The organism is Bradyrhizobium sp. AUGA SZCCT0177 (assembly GCF_018130125.1).
GTDB lineage: Bacteria > Pseudomonadota > Alphaproteobacteria > Rhizobiales > Xanthobacteraceae > Bradyrhizobium.
In genome coordinates this window covers 16,997-33,049 of the sequence record NZ_JAFCMA010000031.1, presented here as the reverse complement: position 1 = coordinate 33,049, position 16,053 = coordinate 16,997, and the positions used below count along the sequence as shown (strand labels likewise).

The window sequence follows — 16,053 nt, the reverse complement described above, 5'->3', positions numbered from 1 at the left end:
CATGAATATCAACACCTCGCCTGACACGATTTCCCGAGGCACCGTTGGCGTGACGCCGGGCTACATGTCCGGCTTCGGCAACAGCTTTGAGACCGAGGCGCTGCCCGGCGCGCTGCCGATCGGCCGCAACTCGCCGCAGCGCTGCGCCTATGGGCTCTACGCCGAGCAGCTTTCCGGCTCGCCCTTCACCGCGCCGCGCGGCGCCAACGAGCGGTCGTGGCTTTATCGCATTCGTCCCTCGGTGAAGCACTCGGGACGTTTTGAGAAGGCCGATGCCGGGTTGTGGCGCACCGCGCCATGCCACGAATACGAACTGCCGATCGCGCAATTGCGCTGGGATCCGGCGCCGATTCCGAAAGAAGACATGACGTTTCTGCAGGGCGTGCAGACCATGACGACCGCAGGCGACGCCAACACGCAAGGAGGCATGGCCGCGCACGTCTATCTCATCACCAAATCGATGGTCGATCAGCATTTCTACAATGCCGATGGTGAGATGATGTTCGTGCTGCAGCAGGGCAATCTGCGCCTTGTCACCGAGTTTGGCCGCATTGACGCCGAACCCGGCGAGATCGTCGTGATCCCGCGCGGCGTCAAATTCCGTGTCGAGCTCACCAATGGGCCGGCGCGGGGCTATCTCTGCGAGAATTATGGCGGCGCCTTCACGCTGCCCGAACGTGGTCCGATCGGCGCCAATTGCCTGGCCAATTCGCGCGATTTCCTCACCCCGGTGGCGGCCTATGAGGACAAGGACACGCCGACCGAACTGTTCGTGAAATGGGGCGGTTCGCTGTTCAAGACGACGCTGCCGCATTCGCCGATCGACGTGGTGGCGTGGCACGGCAATTACGCGCCCTATAAATATGACCTGCGCACCTTTTCGCCGGTCGGCGCCATCGGCTTCGACCATCCGGATCCGTCGATCTTCACGGTGCTGACCTCGCCGTCGGAAACCGCGGGCACCGCCAACATCGACTTTGTGATTTTCCCGGAGCGCTGGGCGGTCGCGGAAAACACCTTCCGTCCGCCCTGGTACCACATGAACATCATGTCGGAGTTCATGGGGCTGATCTACGGCGTCTACGACGCCAAGCCGGAAGGCTTTGTTCCCGGCGGCATCAGCCTGCACAACATGATGCTGCCGCACGGCCCGGACCGCCAGGCCTTCGATCATGCCAGCAACGGCGAGCTGAAGCCGGTGAAGCTCACCGGCACCATGGCCTTCATGTTCGAGACCCGCTACCCGCAGCGCGTCACCGCGCACGCGGCGAAGTCGGCGACCTTGCAGGACGACTACGCGGATTGCTGGCAGGGACTGGAAAAGCGATTCGATCCGAACAAACCGTGACGGTTCTCTTACCCTCCCCTGGAGGGGGAGGGTCGCCACTCATGAAATGAGTGGCGGGGTGGGGTGGAAGTCTCTCGTTCCGAACAGTGCCCGAGTTGAGAGACCGTCACCCCACCCCGTCTCGAATTTCGCTTCGCTCCATGCGAGCCGACCCTCCCCCTCCAGGGAGGGTGAAGTGCCGGCCACTCAACATCGGGAAAAATGATGCCCCATCCCAACGATCCCAAGCTGAAATCCTTCATCCCGGTCGATCCCGCGTCGGATTTCCCGATCCAGAATCTCCCCTACTGCGTGTTCTCCGCCAAGGACGGGCTCGCCCCACGCGTTGGCGTCGCGATCGGCGACTATGTGCTCGATCTGTGGCAGCTCGCGCAGGATTGCCGGATCGACGTCGTCGAACCCGGCGTGTTCGCGAACGCATCGCTCAACGCGTTCATGGCGCTCGGGCCGGAGGTGTGGTCGCGGACGCGGGCGCGGATCAGCGAGCTGTTGCGCCACGATCATCCCGAACTGCGCGACAATGAAAAACTGCGCCAGCGCACGCTGGTGCCCATGGCGGAGGTCACGCTGCATCTGCCGATCGCGGTTTCCGGCTACACTGACTTCTATTCCTCGAAGGAGCACGCCACCAATGTCGGCGTCATGTTCCGCGGCAAGGACAATGCGCTGCAGCCGAACTGGCTGCATATGCCGATCGGCTACAATGGCCGCGCATCGACCGTCGTCGTCAGCGGCACCAGGGTGCGCCGGCCGCGCGGGCAATTGAAGCCGCCGACAGCTGACGTGCCGAGTTTTGGGCCGTGTAAACGGCTCGATTTCGAATTGGAAATGGGGGTCGTCGTCGGGCAGGCGTCGGCGATCGGCGAGATGCTGACTGAAAAACAGGCCGAAGAGATGATCTTCGGGTTTGTGATCCTCAACGACTGGAGCGCGCGCGACATCCAGCAATGGGAATATGTGCCGCTGGGGCCGTTCCAGGCCAAGGCGTTCGCGACCTCGATCAGCCCGTGGATCGTGACGCGCGAGGCACTGGAGCCGTTCCGCGTCCAGGGTCCCGCACAGGATCCGCAGCCGCTGGAATATCTGCGCCAGGCGCAGCCGAACAATTACGACATGCAACTCGACGTCGCCCTGCGCGCCGGCTCCATGAACGCGGCCGCCGGCATCTGCCACACCAATTTCAAGTACATGTACTGGTCGTCGGTGCAGCAATTGGTGCACCACGCCTCGTCCGGCTGTGCCATGAATGTCGGCGATCTCTTAGGGTCCGGCACCATCTCCGGCCCGGAGAAGGATCAGCGCGGCAGCCTGCTGGAGATCAGCTGGAACGGCAGCGAGCCGATTGAGTTGCCCGGCGGCGTCAAGCGTACGTTCCTGGAAGACGGCGATTCGCTCGTGATGCGCGGCTGGTGCCAGGGCGACGGCTACCGCGTTGGTTTCGGCGAAGTCGAAGGCACGATCGTGGGGGCGGAGTAAGGTCGTGGCTGCACGGGGATGGGTTATGGTTGGGAGATGCCTTGACCCGCCTTATCTGCACGTAGCGCGATGCGCTTCAAATCATCGGGCTTGCAGAAGAAGTTTCGACTAGATGCCGCCGTCGATGCTGAGAGCTGTCGCGCGGCGCGGATCTTGGAAAATGATGGCCTTGTCGCCGCGTTTGTAGAGATCGGCAGCGGACCGGCGTCGGGACCAAAACACGGACTCCGGCCAGCGAGTTACCGCGGCGTAATAGTCAAATCGTGCCGACAATTGTCGCATCAAACGCCGCATCCGATCGGCGGCCACGTCGCGCAGATCCCATGTCGGTCCGTCGGGTGCACTGCCGGATGTCAGGAAACGCGCAATTTCGATCCCGTCGACGAGTGCGCGCGAAACGCCATCACCGGACAAAGGGTCTAATGAGAACGCAGCATCGCCGATGGGTATCCAGCCCGGCGCCGATTGCGGCAGGCGAAGCGAGGTCCGGGCGTCAGTGATCCGCACCGGCGTCAACGGTGTTGTGATGTCCGCCGTGAACTCGGTGCGCGCAGCGCACATCTCGAAAAAGCCAGTACGTGTGCCGGCTGGCACCAAATCTGCGTCGGTCACCAGGGCAAGGAAGTCGCGACCATGTCCGTTCGGGACGCGATACCACCAGCCGTCTGCCGAGGCTGCGAGATGCAGTGTGTTATCGTCGGCGCCTTCCGCGGCAACCAAGCGCCAAAGCACGACCAGTCGATCGAGATAGTGCCGCTTGGCACCATCAACTGCCGGTGAGCGACCGCCGCGCCCGGTAGCTTCGACTACAAAGCGTGCGGCTAGTGGCGCGGCGATTCCCGCGAGGTGAATTCGCCAGGTTGCATCGTCCCGCGAACACCAGAGAACTTTCGCCGCGATATGACGGATCCCTGCGCCACAAGCCTCGGCCAAGAGATATTGATCAAGGGCAGGCCGAGCGGCTGTTACAGCGGCTCGGCCTGTCTCAAGCTGCAGGTCGCGCATTTCCAAACCCTGGTCAGCCCATTCCGATGCGACGAAGCGTATGGGAATCCCATTCAAGGCTTTTTCCGCCGGCAGATACCGGCGGACGTTAGGACCAATGACTTCGCCGGAGCGGCAGTCATCGTCGATGAGCGGACCCAGGAGCGCAACACGCCACCCCGCCCGTGCAAGTTCTATAGCGCAAGCGCAGCCTGCCGGTCCGGGCCCGATGACGGCGACATCGAAGGGCGCCGTCATCGTCACGCTACCGGGAACGTCGTATCTCTTTCCGCCTCGACGAACGACTCCGGGCCGGTCTGCACAATGAAGCCGAGCCGCTGGAACTCCTTGACCAGCTTGCCGTGTTCACTGCCGCCAATCCCGCGAATCCAGCGCTTGTTATCCTCGAAATCGTTGGATTGTGGTGCCAGGTCTGGCCGTTGGCTTGGCCACCACTCAGTGTGGCATTTCAGGAAGTCTGCCTGCCAAGGCTGCGCCATCAATGCAGTCAGGTCGCCCGCTGCCACACTCGCATGGTCGATCCGAAAGTCAAAAGGCGAACGGTATATCGTCTTGTCGAGGACGAGAATGCCAGCCTCGATCCCGGGACAGAACCCTTGACCAACAGCCCCTTCAAGTGCCGCGCGGGTGAGCCCCTCGGCCGTCGGCGTTGCGTCGAACGGGGCGGGCTTATCGTCAAAGTTTCGCGCCAGCCAAGCGTTGAGCGCGTCAGTCTGATGCTTGCGCAGCTTGAACGGAGGCCCAGCAGGCGAGGTATGGCCCGCAAAGCCACCCTCGGTGACGTCCTCGGCCAAGAGAATACGTTTCCGAACGGCCTCCTTTATACCGTCCTTCGCCGGATCCTTGCTTCGCAGATCGGCGTCGGAGGCATCGAACGCGGCGTTGCCCCATTGTGGTCCATTATGCACCCAGCGATGACGGCGCGCGCGCCGAATTATCGGCATGATGTCCCGATCAAAGGATGGGATGAGCGGTGGCGGCGGGAAGCCGAGTTGGTCGATTCCAACCTGCCGGACAACGTCATAAAGTGTGACGATACCCCCGATGCCTGGCGCAAAGTCGGGTGGTCCCACGATTACCCACGCACCGCCTTCCGCAGCAATTGGTTCGGCGTCGGGGGTGAGTTTGATCGTCGCGGTCACTGGGCCATCGGCGACGTCATCGTACCATTTGGGGTTCTTGTAGTAGGTTGTACCCGCTAGCCCACCGATTGGTGTGCCGGTCGGAGAATCCGAGATGCCGTCACCACCCAGCACGATCAGGCGCCCCTCCGCGTCGGTCCGCAACTGACCAAGCTTCACCTGGGCGTTGAACGGGGTCCCGCCGTTGCCTGTGGTCGTGAATGTGTCTTCAATCGGCGTACCAACCTTGCCCGGACCGCTAATGGTCGCAGTCGGCGGCTGGATACTCATGGCGGCGGCCGCAGGATCCATCACCGGTCGCTGGGGAGACGTCGGCGGCTCGGAAGAACGAACAACGGCGGCCTTCTTGTTGTGCAGCGTGACCGACCATTCGACCGTGGCGCTCGCAGGGAGCTCCGCCGGAAGCCAGGTTGTTCCGCCGTCATCGGACTGAAACAGCCGAAAACGGGCAGCTTGTTTGCGAATGAGTTTGTGGTTCGTGCTCTTGAAGCGCGTCACCGTCGCGCCGTCGAGTTCAATGGGGCCCTGACCTGGAATCTCTGGACCAAGGAAGAAATCGTCGTCGCCGCCCACGCGGGCGAACCCGATTGAAGGATATATCCGATAGATGGCCATATTCAGCCTCCACGTTCTCTGTGATCTAAGAAACCCATCAGACCATCGCCGGCGGCGGCAACGTATCAAGGAAGTCGCCTCGCTCACGATCCTGCCTTCGCAAGACGCGCAAAAAGTCGGCGATCGTCGAACCGGCATCGAACTCCGGGGAGGCCTTGATCTCACCGTAGAGGACTGAGAGTCGGGTCAGGATCGCGCGTTGTCTGGCCAAGTAATCGGCTACGCCAGCAGTTTCCGCGACGCGCGGGTCCAGATCGAAAGACGGGCCGGCGGCGGCTGATCCGGTGGCTCCGACAGGCAGGCTGATCAAGTGCGACGCCAGTCGCAAAAGTGTACTGCGCATGACCACGATGGCCTGGCGTGCTAATTCGACACGCGCCGCGGCCAAGGTCGGGTCGGGACCGGTCCGCGGCAGGCTCATTGCGTGCAACAGGCCGACCACCAGAAGCTGGTATTGCAGCGCCTGCACTTCCATCCACTTGCCCGTATAGAGCGCCGTAACCACTGTTGGCTTCTCGCCGCCGTGCCCCGGGCTCAACGTTGGCGATGTGGCAATCGGCCGACCGAACGGCGCTTTCTCGAACGCGTCGACCAGTTCAAGGAATTCATTGAAATGTGCGTCCTCGCTACGCTCGAAGCCTTCGCCCTGTTCGGTGATCAATTTCAATGCGGCCAATGCGCTGGCTCGATCGGTGGCCCTCTCCAGCAGGAAAAGCGAGCTATCGTCTCCCCAATCTCCACCAAACAGCTCGTACGCCTCGATCACGGCCGCCGGCTGGAAGTCCGACTCCTCCAGGTGGGGATGGGCCGCCAGTGGCGCATCCGGCACCAAAGTTTTCAGGTCCATCCATGCCAACGCTTCCGCTTTGGGCAGGAACAGCCAGCGGATCATGGCATAGACCGTTCCGACACGCCGCGGCTCGAAGCCGAGGTCCGACCTGGCGAGCGCGACCAGTTCGTCAACCTTGGCCTGGTGGGCCTCAGGTACATGTTCCGGCATTTCGGCGGCAACGTATTTCGCGAGCGAGAGGAGTGTGACGGGCTCTAGAACCAGCGGTATGGGATTGAAGGGGCTTTTACGGCGGATCACATCTCGCTGCATGTGGAATGCTTGAGGACCACCCAGAAGGAGCAGCAGGTTCTGCACCGTGCCGAGATGTCCCATTTCTTCGATCGCTACCTGGCGAATTTTCTTTGCCAGATTTTCGGTATCCTTCTCAGGATCGATTGAGTCTGCCGCATACAAATACTGCACCATCAGTGCGTGCTCGATCTCGGCCGCGAGCTTTAGCAGGCCGATCGCGTACTTCTTGGCGGTGTCAGCTCCCTCGACGACAGGAATGCCAATTCCGAAGTCGGGATGGACCAGGAGGTCGGCCTGGCGGCTCTGATGAGTTTGGAACCCGCGGCGCAGGCTCCGGAGTGTTCGTTCATCAAAGTGCCCATCCATCGGGGCAGATGGCGCCAGGGGCTTCTGCTTGGCGACGGGCGCCTCTCGGCGAGCTCTATACCAGACCACACGTTCATGCGTAGACATGCGCGCCACCGATACCAGCCAGGCACTAGGATCTGTTACAATACACGCTAAGCGGGAGAATTCAATTCTGCAAGAAAATTTGAAACGGTTGAATTTTTCACAGAGGCGCTACATCGGAGATCGAAGCTTTTTTGACTGATGCGTCAGCCGCTTCGACCGGACCGTGGAATTCCTATGTCCAAGAGTTTTTGCCAAGCCATCCGCTATCCGAAGCGAGATGACACGGCGCTGGTCGGGACGGCGGGCGGCTCAACGCTGCTCCGGCGGGATATGGCGAAACTTCGCACAATGCGCCGCGACATCCTCGATGCTGTATTTCAGGTGCACGCGCTTCTCCGACGGCGGATGTCTTGTCACCGACACGCCGGGCCGCCGCTCGGTGGCGGGCCGGATCGGTCGCGGCGCAAAACCGCCGCCGCAGTTCGGGCACACATTGTGCAGCTTGTTGTCGGCGCAGTCGGCGCAAAACGTGCATTCATAGGAACAGATCCGCGCTTCCGTCGCGTTCGGCGGCAGGTCCTTGTCGCAATATTCGCAGTTCGGCCGGAGTTGCAGCGCCATGGTGGTCTCTTCGCGTTGGTTCAAACGGATGATCGCAAATTCGCATGGGTAAGATAATGGCGAATACCCCTCGAATCCGGCCATGGACCCAAAAGGCTGCAAAAATCTAGGATTGTATAATCGACTATAAGTAGAATATAGTTTGAATCTCAACCCGCTCCTTTTGGAGGGCGTTTTGATGAAGAGGTTAGCGAAATCGATTCCGATAGAGCTTCTAAATGTATTGGCTTTTTTGCTTTCGGTCGGAACAATTGGTTGGTTGCTCTGGTATTATTTTGACACAACGCTAGACAAGGTCAGTGCTCTCCTCGCAGCTGCGACAGGTGGACTCATCGGCACTGCGTACGGCTTTCTTCCGGAGCGAACAAAGAGCATGATTCTTGGTCGGATTAGACCGCTCCTCACTTCTGAAACAGTCTTCTTTAGCCTAGTCGGCTTTATTTGTGTGATTTTCGTTTTCGGTTTTGTTTGCACGCGGACAGTTATCGGCTGGAAGGGCGAATTACCCGACAACGGCATCGCCATTGACGGTGAGCCTATCAAAATTCAAAGCGAGGATAGAACTTACGACCTCTGGAGCCTGCCGTTCGCCGAGCGCCTCATTAGTGCGCAAGATCTCTCGCGAAAAGTAAAAAGCTACCCATACTTCCTAAATCGAGTGACCCTGACCGACGAAGAACTATATGCTGCCAGTCCTGCATATGGCTAAGTCACAAATCTACTCCGGCTCTCGCTGTACCAGTATGTGGAAAACCGCTACCTAGCCCAAGCGCAAAGTTATTTCACTGACGATCCACTTGCTAAGAAGTTCTTGAGTCTTTACCAAGCCTTCAACCTGCTTCGGATTTGCCTTTTGGAGAATGACATTGCTCGAACAGGAGATTTTTTGCTTGAACGATTTGTTAGAGAATACCCTCGATCGAACTGGAAACCATTGCTGAGGGCTTGTGTGAAGTACGGGCGACAGGACTTCGAAGGTGCGCTGTTGGAGCTTAATGATCCTCCTCCTTCGGACCCGCTGTGGGCTGCCACGTATAGGTTTTTTAAAGGTGTCAATCAGCTTAAGCGATCGACGCAAAATCTGAAAGCGGGCTCAAAGCCAGAAGCCGCCGGTATTGATGCTGCAATAGCTGAATTTGACGCGGCAGCTACGTTGCTGGAATCTCACAAGGACGGCGGCTTCGGAAGCGTGGCACATCCGAGCGCTCAAATCTTTCGTGGCATTGCGCACGTCTACCTGCGGGACCTCGATAGCGCAAAGAAGGATTTTACGGTGCCCTTGGCCTCCAAGTCGACACATCCAGGCATGCGCGCCAGAGCTTACAATGATCTAGGCTACGTCGGTCTAGCTTCAGGGGACGTAGAAGCCGCAAAGGAGAACTTCGCGAAGGCGCTGGTGGAAGACAGTACATTCCCGTACGCAAGAACCAATCTCGGCTATGCTTACATGGCCGATGGAGACTATGACAAAGCAAAGAAGGCGTTTCAGGAAGCTGTTGATGACAAGCAGCTACAAGTCGAGAGTAAGCGAGATGTAGTCCTCGCAGAGGTCGCGATTGCACACTTGAATGCTGAAACGGGCGCATCCAGCGAAGCACCAGCAGCATACGCAAAAGTTCTAAAAGAGCTGAAGCTGTTCGACTTTAGTCATGTCCAGCCTTACCAACTTAGAATGGCGAACATATACGCAGAACTCGGCGACAAACTCTATCAAGACCCAAATTACTATGGCTTGGAGGTTTTTGCCCTCGCGATGTATTCAAAGGCGTATCTTGAAGCACAAGAAAGTAGAAAAAACGGCGCGGCGCCAGAATCGGTCGACAAATTGACGGCCCACGCCCAGCAGTCATTCAAGGAGCTGAGGACGATGGTGGCTCCATCATGGTTTATCTTCACACGAAATCGAGGCTTCTTTGCTTCGATCAACAGTGTGAACAAGCTGCTGGGAAATTAGTTTTGGCGTTACCGGGCGCGGGATCAGTATTACTGCATAATTTGAACGTCACAGCTCCTTCAGCGGCAGCTTCGCGCTCTCCTTCAACCGGTCCAGCACGATCGACGAGCGCACATGCGCCACGCTCTGGTGCGGCATCAGCACGTTGTTGACGATGTCGGAGAGGCTCTTGAGGTCGCGCAGCACGGCTTTGAGCAGATAATCGGCGTCACCCGTCAGCGAATAGGCCTCCTGAATCGCGTCGACGCGGCCCACCAGCGCGCGAAACTTCTTGGCGTTGTCGGGCGAATGCGTCGCCAGCGTGATGTGGATGAAGGCGATCAGGTTGAAGCCGAGCGCCTCGCTAGCGAGGTCGGCGTGATAGCCCGCGATCACCTTCTCTTCCTCCAGCCGCATCCGCCGCCGCGAGCATTGCGATGCCGACAGGCCGACCAGATTGGCCAGTTGTTGGTTGGTCAGCCGGCCGTCGTCCTGCAGCGCGGCCAGCATTTTGAGGTCGAAAGCGTCTACCGGAATCATGCGCGAAATGTCCATTTGATGCACGAATTGTGCATGACTATAGCCAATCCCGCCGCCATTTGCATGCACATTGCGCCTGATCTGGCGGAAACTCCATGGATCAAATCAAGAAGGAGATTCCGCCATGGGTCCATTTCCGCACGACGCGCCGGCCGCCGTCATCAGCGCCGACAATCCGATGGGCACCGACGGTTTCGAGTTCGTCGAATACGCGCATCCCCGGCCGGAAGAACTGCACGCGCTGTTCAAGCTGATGGGCTATGTGCCGGTCGCCCGCCACAGGACCAGGAACATCACGGTCTATCGCCAGGGCGACATCAATTACCTCATCAACGAGGAACCCGGCACCCACGGTTTTAATTTCGTGGCCGCCCACGGCCCCTGCGCGCCGTCGATGGCGTTCCGTGTGGTCGATGCGAAACAGGCCTACGCGCGCGCGATCTCGCTCGGCGCGGAACCCGCGGATATCCCGTCCGCGCAGAAGACGCTCGACGTTCCCGCCATCAAGGGCATCGGCGGCAGCCTGCTGTATTTCGTCGATCGCTACGGCGCCAAGGGCTCGGCCTATGACAGCGAGTTCGAATGGCTTGATGCCAAAGACCCGCGTCCCGCCGGCGCCGGTCTGTTCTATATCGACCACCTCACCCACAACGTCCATCGCGGCCGCATGGATGTCTGGACCGGCTTCTACGCAAAACTGTTCAACTTCCGCCAGATCCGTTTCTTCGACATCGAAGGCCGCGCCTCCGGCCTGTTCTCGCGCGCGCTGACCAGTCCGGATGGCAAGATCCGGATTCCGATCAACGAGGACGCCGGTGATTCCGGCCAGATCGAGGAATATCTCAACACCTATCGCGGCGAAGGCATCCAGCACATCGCCTGCGGCGCGCGGGACATCTACGGCACGGTGGAAATGCTGCGCGCCGACGGCTTGCCGTTCATGCCGTCGCCGCCGCTGACTTATTTCGAGAAGATCGACGCACGGCTGCCCTGCCATGGCGAGGACGTCGCGCGGCTGCAGCGCGACGGCATCCTGATCGACGGCGAAGGCGTCGTCGAAGGCGGCCATACCAAGGTGCTGCTGCAGATCTTCTCGGCGAACGCGATCGGGCCGATCTTCTTCGAGTTCATCCAGCGCAAGGGCGACGACGGTTTTGGCGAGGGCAATTTCAAGGCGCTGTTCGAATCGATCGAGGAGGATCAGATTCGCAGGGGCGTGTTGAAGGTGGACGCGGCGTAAGCCCGCGCGTAAAACTCGGTGTCGTCCCGGCCTTGAGCCGGGACCCATAACCACCGTCGTTCGTGAGACGAAAGGTCGACGAACAGCCGTTCTTAACCGAGGAGCCGCGGCGTATGGGTCCCGGCTCAAGGCCGGGACGACAACAGGGGCTATCTCCCCGCCTTCCACGCGCTGGTCAGCTCCCCAATCTCCGCCTTCTCCGCATCCCGGATCGCCGACGGCGTGCGCGAAAAACGCGGCGCCGGCGCGGGCTGGGTTACGCCGTGGCGTTCGACAAAGATCTTTCGCGCGGCGTTGTGTGGATGCTTCGGCGCTTCCGCCATGGTCAGGATCGGCGCGAAGCAGATGTCGGTGCCTTCCATGATCTTGCACCAGTCTTCGCGGCTCTTGCTCTTGAACACTTTTGTGAGTTTTTCCTTCAGCGCCGGCCAGGCGTTGCGGTCCATCTGGGCGTCGAAATCGGCGTCGGTCAGGCCAGCGTGTTCGCGCAGCAGCGCGTAGAACTGCGGCTCGATCGATCCAATCGAAATGAAATTGCCGCAGGAGCATTCGTAAACGCCATAGAAATGCGCGCCGCCGTCGAGGAAATTCTGATCGCGTCCTTCGGTCCAGCGGCCGATCGCGGTCATGTCGAAGAACATCGACATCAGCGATGCCGCCCCGTCGCACATCGCGGCATCGACCACCTGGCCCTTGCCGGATTTGGACGCTTCCAAAAGCGCCGCGAGGACACCGACCACGAGATAGAGCGCGCCGCCGCCGAAATCGCCGACCAGGTTGAGCGGTGGCACCGGCTTCTCTTTGGTGCCGATCGCGGCGAGCGCGCCGGTGACCGAGATGTAGTTGATGTCATGGCCGGCGGCCTGCGCCAGCGGGCCTTCCTGACCCCAGCCGGTCATGCGGCCGAACACCAGGCGCGGATTGCGCGCCATCACGACGTCGGGCCCGAGGCCCAGCCGCTCCATCACGCCGGGACGAAAGCCTTCGATCAGCGCGTCGGCATTGGCGAGCAAGTCGAGCACGCCCGCGACCGCGGTCTTGTCCTTCAGATCGAGTTCGACGACTTTCCGTCCGCGGCCGGCCACCGATTTCAAATTCTTCCTGGCGCCGACGCGGTCGAGCGTCACGACCTCCGCGCCCATGTCGGCCAGCATCATGCAGGCGAACGGACCCGGGCCAATGCCCGCGAACTCGACGATGCGAAAACCGGCGAGCGGGCCGGAGGCGCGAACTGCGGATTGGGCGGCGGGTTTGTCGAGCACGTCTTGTTCTCCCAAAAAGGTATTTTTAATTAGCTGATTAGCTAAATTGTCTCGCCTCCGGCTGCGCGTGGCAAGCATTCTTTGCTCAAGAATCTGACCAAATGCAGAGCGGCGCGCATCGCTGCGCGCCGCTTGCATGGGAACTTGCGTTTAGTGGTTATTAGCCCGCCGCAGTCACCGCGCGCTGCGCCATTACCTTGACCAGGTTGGCGCGATAGGCTGCGGATCCGTGGATATCGGCGAGCATGCCGCTGTCGGAGACTTTGACGCTGTCGAGCGCGCCGGCCGACCAGTTCGCCTTCAGCGCTGTCTCGATCACCGGTACCCGCATGACGCCGTTTTGCGATGCGCCTGTTGCCGCAACCCTGACATCGCCGGCCTTGGTCTTGGTCACGAACACGCCGGTCAGCGCGAAGCGTGAGGCGGGATGGCGCATCTTCTCGTAACCGGCCTTGGCCGGCACCGGGAACGACACCTGCGTGATGATCTCGCCGTCTTCCAGCGCCGTCGTGAACAGGCCCTTGAAGAAATCATCCGCCGCTATCGAGCGCTTGTTGGTTTTCACGGTGGCGCCGAGCGAAACCAAGGCCGCGGGAAAATCCGCCGCCGGGTCGTTGTTGGCGATCGAGCCGCCGATCGTGCCGCGGTAGCGGACTGCGGGATCGCCGAGCACCGAGGTGAGGTAGGCGATCGCGGGGATCGACTTCTTCACATCTGCGCTTTGCATGATGTCGAAATAGGTCGTGGCCGCCTTGATGGTCAGCGTATCGCCTGATGCTTCGATCCCGATCAGTTCCTTGATCTTGCCGAGATCGATCACGTCGGACGGCGCGGCCAGCCGCTGTTTCATCACGGGAATCAGCGTGTGGCCGCCGGCGAGATATTTCGAATCCGAGCCTTTGCCGAAAAGTGCCACGGCTTCGTCGACCGAGGAGGGGCGATGATAAATTGTCTCGTACATGATTCTCTCCCTCTCAACCGTGAATGGCGTGCCAGACGCGATCGGGCGTCGCCGGCATTTCGAGTTTGTTGTTGCCGATCGCATCCGTGATCGCGTTGATCACGGCAGCCGACGCGCCGATCGCGCCGGCTTCGCCGCAGCCCTTGACGCCGAGCGGGTTGCCCGGACACAGCGTCGTGGTGTGGTTCAGTTTGAACGACGGCAGATCGTCGGCGCGCGGCATGGCGTAATCCATGAACGACGCCGTCAGCAGCTGACCCGAACTGTCATACACCGCGCCTTCGAGCAGTGCCTGGCCGATGCCCTGGGCGAGCCCGCCATGGACCTGTCCCTCGACGATCATCGGGTTGATCAGCCGGCCGAAATCGTCCGCCGCCACGAAGTTGACGAAGGAGGTCTTGCCGGTGGCGGCATCGACCTCGAGTTCGCAGATATAGGCGCCGGCCGGGAAGGTGAAGTTGGTCGGGTCGTAGAACGCGCCCTCCTTCAGGCCCGGCTCCATGCCGTCGGGCAGATTGTGCGCCGTGTAGGCGGCGAGCGCGACCATCGGCAGCGCGATCGACTTGTCGGTGCCGGTGACTTTGAACTCGCCGTTCTCGATCACGATGTCGCTTTCGGAGGCTTCGAGCGCATGGGCTGCGATCTTCTTCGCCTTGGCCTCGACCTTCTCCATCGCTTTGAGGATCGCGGTCAGGCCGACGGCGGCCGAGCGCGAACCGTAGGTGCCCATGCCGAACTGCACCTTGTCGGTGTCGCCATGGACGATCTGCACCTGGCTGATGGGAACGCCGAGGCGTTCGGCCACCAGCTGGCAGAACGTGGTTTCATGGCCCTGGCCGTGGCTGTGCGAGCCGGTGAGGATCTCGATGGTGCCGACCGGGTTGACGCGGACTTCCGCGGATTCCCACAGGCCGACGCCGGCGCCAAGACTGCCGACCGCTTTCGATGGCGCGATGCCGCAGGCCTCGATGTAGCAGGAGAGGCCGATGCCGCGCAGCTTGCCTTCGGACTTGGCCTTCGCCTTGCGCGCCGGGAAGCCGGCGTAGTCGATCGCCTTCATCGCCGAGTCCAGCGAGGCGCCGAAATCGCCGATGTCGTAGGCCATGATAACAGGCGTCTGATGCGGGAATTGGGTGATGAAGTTCTTGCGGCGCAGTTCCGCCGGATCGACCTTCAACTGCCGCGCCGCCGTCTCCAGCAGCCGTTCAACCACGAAACTCGCTTCGGGCCGGCCCGCGCCACGATAGGCGTCGACCGGGGTGGTGTTGGTGTAGACGCTGATCACCTCGGCGAAGATGTTGGGGATGTTGTACTGGCCCGACAACAGCGTCGCGTAGAGATAGGTCGGCACTGACGACGAGAACAGCGACATATAGGCGCCGAGATTGGCGTAGGTCTTGACGCGCAAGCCGGTGATCTTGTTGTTGGCGTCGAGCGCCAGTTCGGCATTGGTCAGGTGATCGCGGCCATGGGCGTCGGTCAGGAAGGCCTCGGTGCGATCGCCGGTCCACTTCACCGGACGCCCCACCTTCTTGGAGGCCCACAGCGCCACCATCTCCTCAGGGTAGATGAAGATCTTGGAGCCGAAGCCGCCGCCGACGTCGGGCGCCACCACCCGCAATTTGTGCTCCGGGGCGATGTTATAGAACGCCGACAGCACAAGACGGGCGACATGCGGATTTTGCGAGGTCGTATAGAGCGTGAAGTGCTCCTCCGCCTCATTATATTCGCCGATCGCCGCCCGCGGTTCCATCGCGTTCGGCACCAGGCGGTTGTTGGTGATGTCGAGCGAAACCACGTTGGCCGCCGCTTTGAAAGCGGCTTCGGTGGCGGCCTCGTCGCCGATCGTCCAGTCGTAGATCACGTTGCCGGGCGCTTCAGGGTGAAGCTGCGGCGCGCCCTGCTTGATGGCCGCGCGAATATCAGCGGCGGCCGGGAGTTCTTCGTAGTTGACGACGACGGCTTCGGCGGCGTCCTTGGCCTGGTTCTTGGTCTCGGCGATCACGACCGCGACCGCCTGGCCGACAAAGCGCACGGTCTCCGGCGCCATCGCCGGCCATGCGCCCATCTTCATGCCGGTGCCATCCTTCGACGTAATGGCCCAGCCGCAAATCAGATTGCCGACCTTGTCGTCGACGATCTGCTGGCCGGTCAGGATGCCGACCACGCCGGGCATGTCCTTTGCCGCTGAAGTATCGATGCTCTTTACCTTGGCGTGGGCGTGCGGGCTGCGGATGAAGTGCGCGTGGGTCAGGCCCACAATCTTGATGTCGTCGACGTAACGGCCCTTGCCGGTAATGAAACGGCGGTCTTCCTTGCGCACAACGCTTGCGCCAATGCCTTCAACGCCCATGTCCTGTCCTCCCAACCGGAGTTATTGTTTCCGCCATTTCCATCGAAACGAAGCGGCCTTTGAATGCTGGTTTGGTAGTC

General features: G+C 60.8%; 13 protein-coding genes. 5 read left to right on the top strand and 8 right to left on the bottom strand.

Annotated elements, in window-relative coordinates; translation table 11 throughout:
* The first annotated feature begins 1 nt into the window (after position 1).
* Positions 2-1,348 carry a homogentisate 1,2-dioxygenase gene (hmgA, locus tag JQ597_RS29605; protein ID WP_212269015.1) on the top strand — a complete coding sequence of 449 codons (1,347 nt, stop codon included), beginning with the start codon at positions 2-4 and terminating at the stop codon, positions 1,346-1,348.
* A gap of 204 nt (positions 1,349-1,552) precedes the next feature.
* Positions 1,553-2,824 (top strand): fumarylacetoacetase, encoded by a 1,272-nt coding sequence (gene fahA, locus JQ597_RS29600; RefSeq protein WP_212269014.1) that lies wholly within the window; start codon positions 1,553-1,555, stop codon positions 2,822-2,824.
* Between the two features lie 108 nt (positions 2,825-2,932).
* Here the strand turns inward: fahA and JQ597_RS29595 are convergent, their stop codons facing one another.
* The 4 genes from JQ597_RS29595 to JQ597_RS29580 all read right to left on the bottom strand — a co-directional run bounded on the left by JQ597_RS29595 (position 2,933) and on the right by JQ597_RS29580 (position 7,684).
* Positions 2,933-4,066, bottom strand: a complete 1,134-nt coding sequence (locus JQ597_RS29595; RefSeq protein ID WP_212269013.1) for an NAD(P)/FAD-dependent oxidoreductase — start codon at positions 4,064-4,066, stop codon at positions 2,933-2,935.
* Positions 4,067-4,068: 2 nt separating this feature from the next.
* On the bottom strand, positions 4,069-5,586 hold the full coding sequence (locus tag JQ597_RS29590) for a LodA/GoxA family CTQ-dependent oxidase (RefSeq protein ID WP_212269012.1): 1,518 nt from the start codon (positions 5,584-5,586) through the stop codon (positions 4,069-4,071).
* A 37-nt stretch (positions 5,587-5,623) separates the two neighbouring features.
* On the bottom strand, positions 5,624-7,123 hold the full coding sequence (locus JQ597_RS29585) for a ferritin-like domain-containing protein (protein WP_212269011.1): 1,500 nt from the start codon (positions 7,121-7,123) through the stop codon (positions 5,624-5,626).
* A 249-nt stretch (positions 7,124-7,372) separates the two neighbouring features.
* A complete protein-coding gene (locus JQ597_RS29580) occupies positions 7,373-7,684 on the bottom strand; it encodes a DUF1272 domain-containing protein (protein ID WP_212269010.1) in 312 nt (103 codons plus the stop codon).
* Between the two features lie 178 nt (positions 7,685-7,862).
* Between JQ597_RS29580 and JQ597_RS29575 the strand changes: the two genes are divergently transcribed.
* Together JQ597_RS29575 and JQ597_RS38360 are read left to right on the top strand one after the other, a co-directional pair.
* On the top strand, positions 7,863-8,393 hold the full coding sequence (locus JQ597_RS29575) for a hypothetical protein (protein ID WP_212269009.1): 531 nt from the start codon (positions 7,863-7,865) through the stop codon (positions 8,391-8,393).
* A gap of 36 nt (positions 8,394-8,429) precedes the next feature.
* Positions 8,430-9,638, top strand: a complete 1,209-nt coding sequence (locus JQ597_RS38360) for a tetratricopeptide repeat protein (protein WP_212269008.1) — start codon at positions 8,430-8,432, stop codon at positions 9,636-9,638.
* Between the two features lie 48 nt (positions 9,639-9,686).
* Here the strand turns inward: JQ597_RS38360 and JQ597_RS29565 are convergent, their stop codons facing one another.
* Positions 9,687-10,157 carry an Lrp/AsnC family transcriptional regulator gene (locus JQ597_RS29565; protein ID WP_212269007.1) on the bottom strand — a complete coding sequence of 157 codons (471 nt, stop codon included), beginning with the start codon at positions 10,155-10,157 and terminating at the stop codon, positions 9,687-9,689.
* A gap of 124 nt (positions 10,158-10,281) precedes the next feature.
* On the opposite strand from JQ597_RS29565, the gene hppD reads away from it, so the two are divergent.
* The gene (hppD, locus tag JQ597_RS29560; protein WP_212269006.1) at positions 10,282-11,397 is read left to right on the top strand and encodes a 4-hydroxyphenylpyruvate dioxygenase; all 1,116 of its coding nucleotides are present in this window, start codon (positions 10,282-10,284) and stop codon (positions 11,395-11,397) included.
* A gap of 149 nt (positions 11,398-11,546) precedes the next feature.
* Here hppD and JQ597_RS29555 read toward each other — a convergent pair whose 3' ends face one another.
* The 3 genes from JQ597_RS29555 to JQ597_RS29545 all read right to left on the bottom strand — a co-directional run bounded on the left by JQ597_RS29555 (position 11,547) and on the right by JQ597_RS29545 (position 15,973).
* A complete protein-coding gene (locus tag JQ597_RS29555) occupies positions 11,547-12,659 on the bottom strand; it encodes a CaiB/BaiF CoA transferase family protein (protein WP_212269005.1) in 1,113 nt (370 codons plus the stop codon).
* 160 nt (positions 12,660-12,819) lie between these two features.
* Positions 12,820-13,620, bottom strand: coding sequence for an FAD binding domain-containing protein (locus JQ597_RS29550; RefSeq protein ID WP_212269004.1), 801 nt, complete (start codon positions 13,618-13,620; stop codon positions 12,820-12,822).
* Positions 13,621-13,633: 13 nt separating this feature from the next.
* Positions 13,634-15,973: a xanthine dehydrogenase family protein molybdopterin-binding subunit gene (locus JQ597_RS29545; RefSeq protein WP_212269003.1), complete on the bottom strand. Its 2,340-nt coding sequence runs from the start codon at positions 15,971-15,973 to the stop codon at positions 13,634-13,636.
* Between the last annotated feature and the right edge of the window lie 80 nt (positions 15,974-16,053).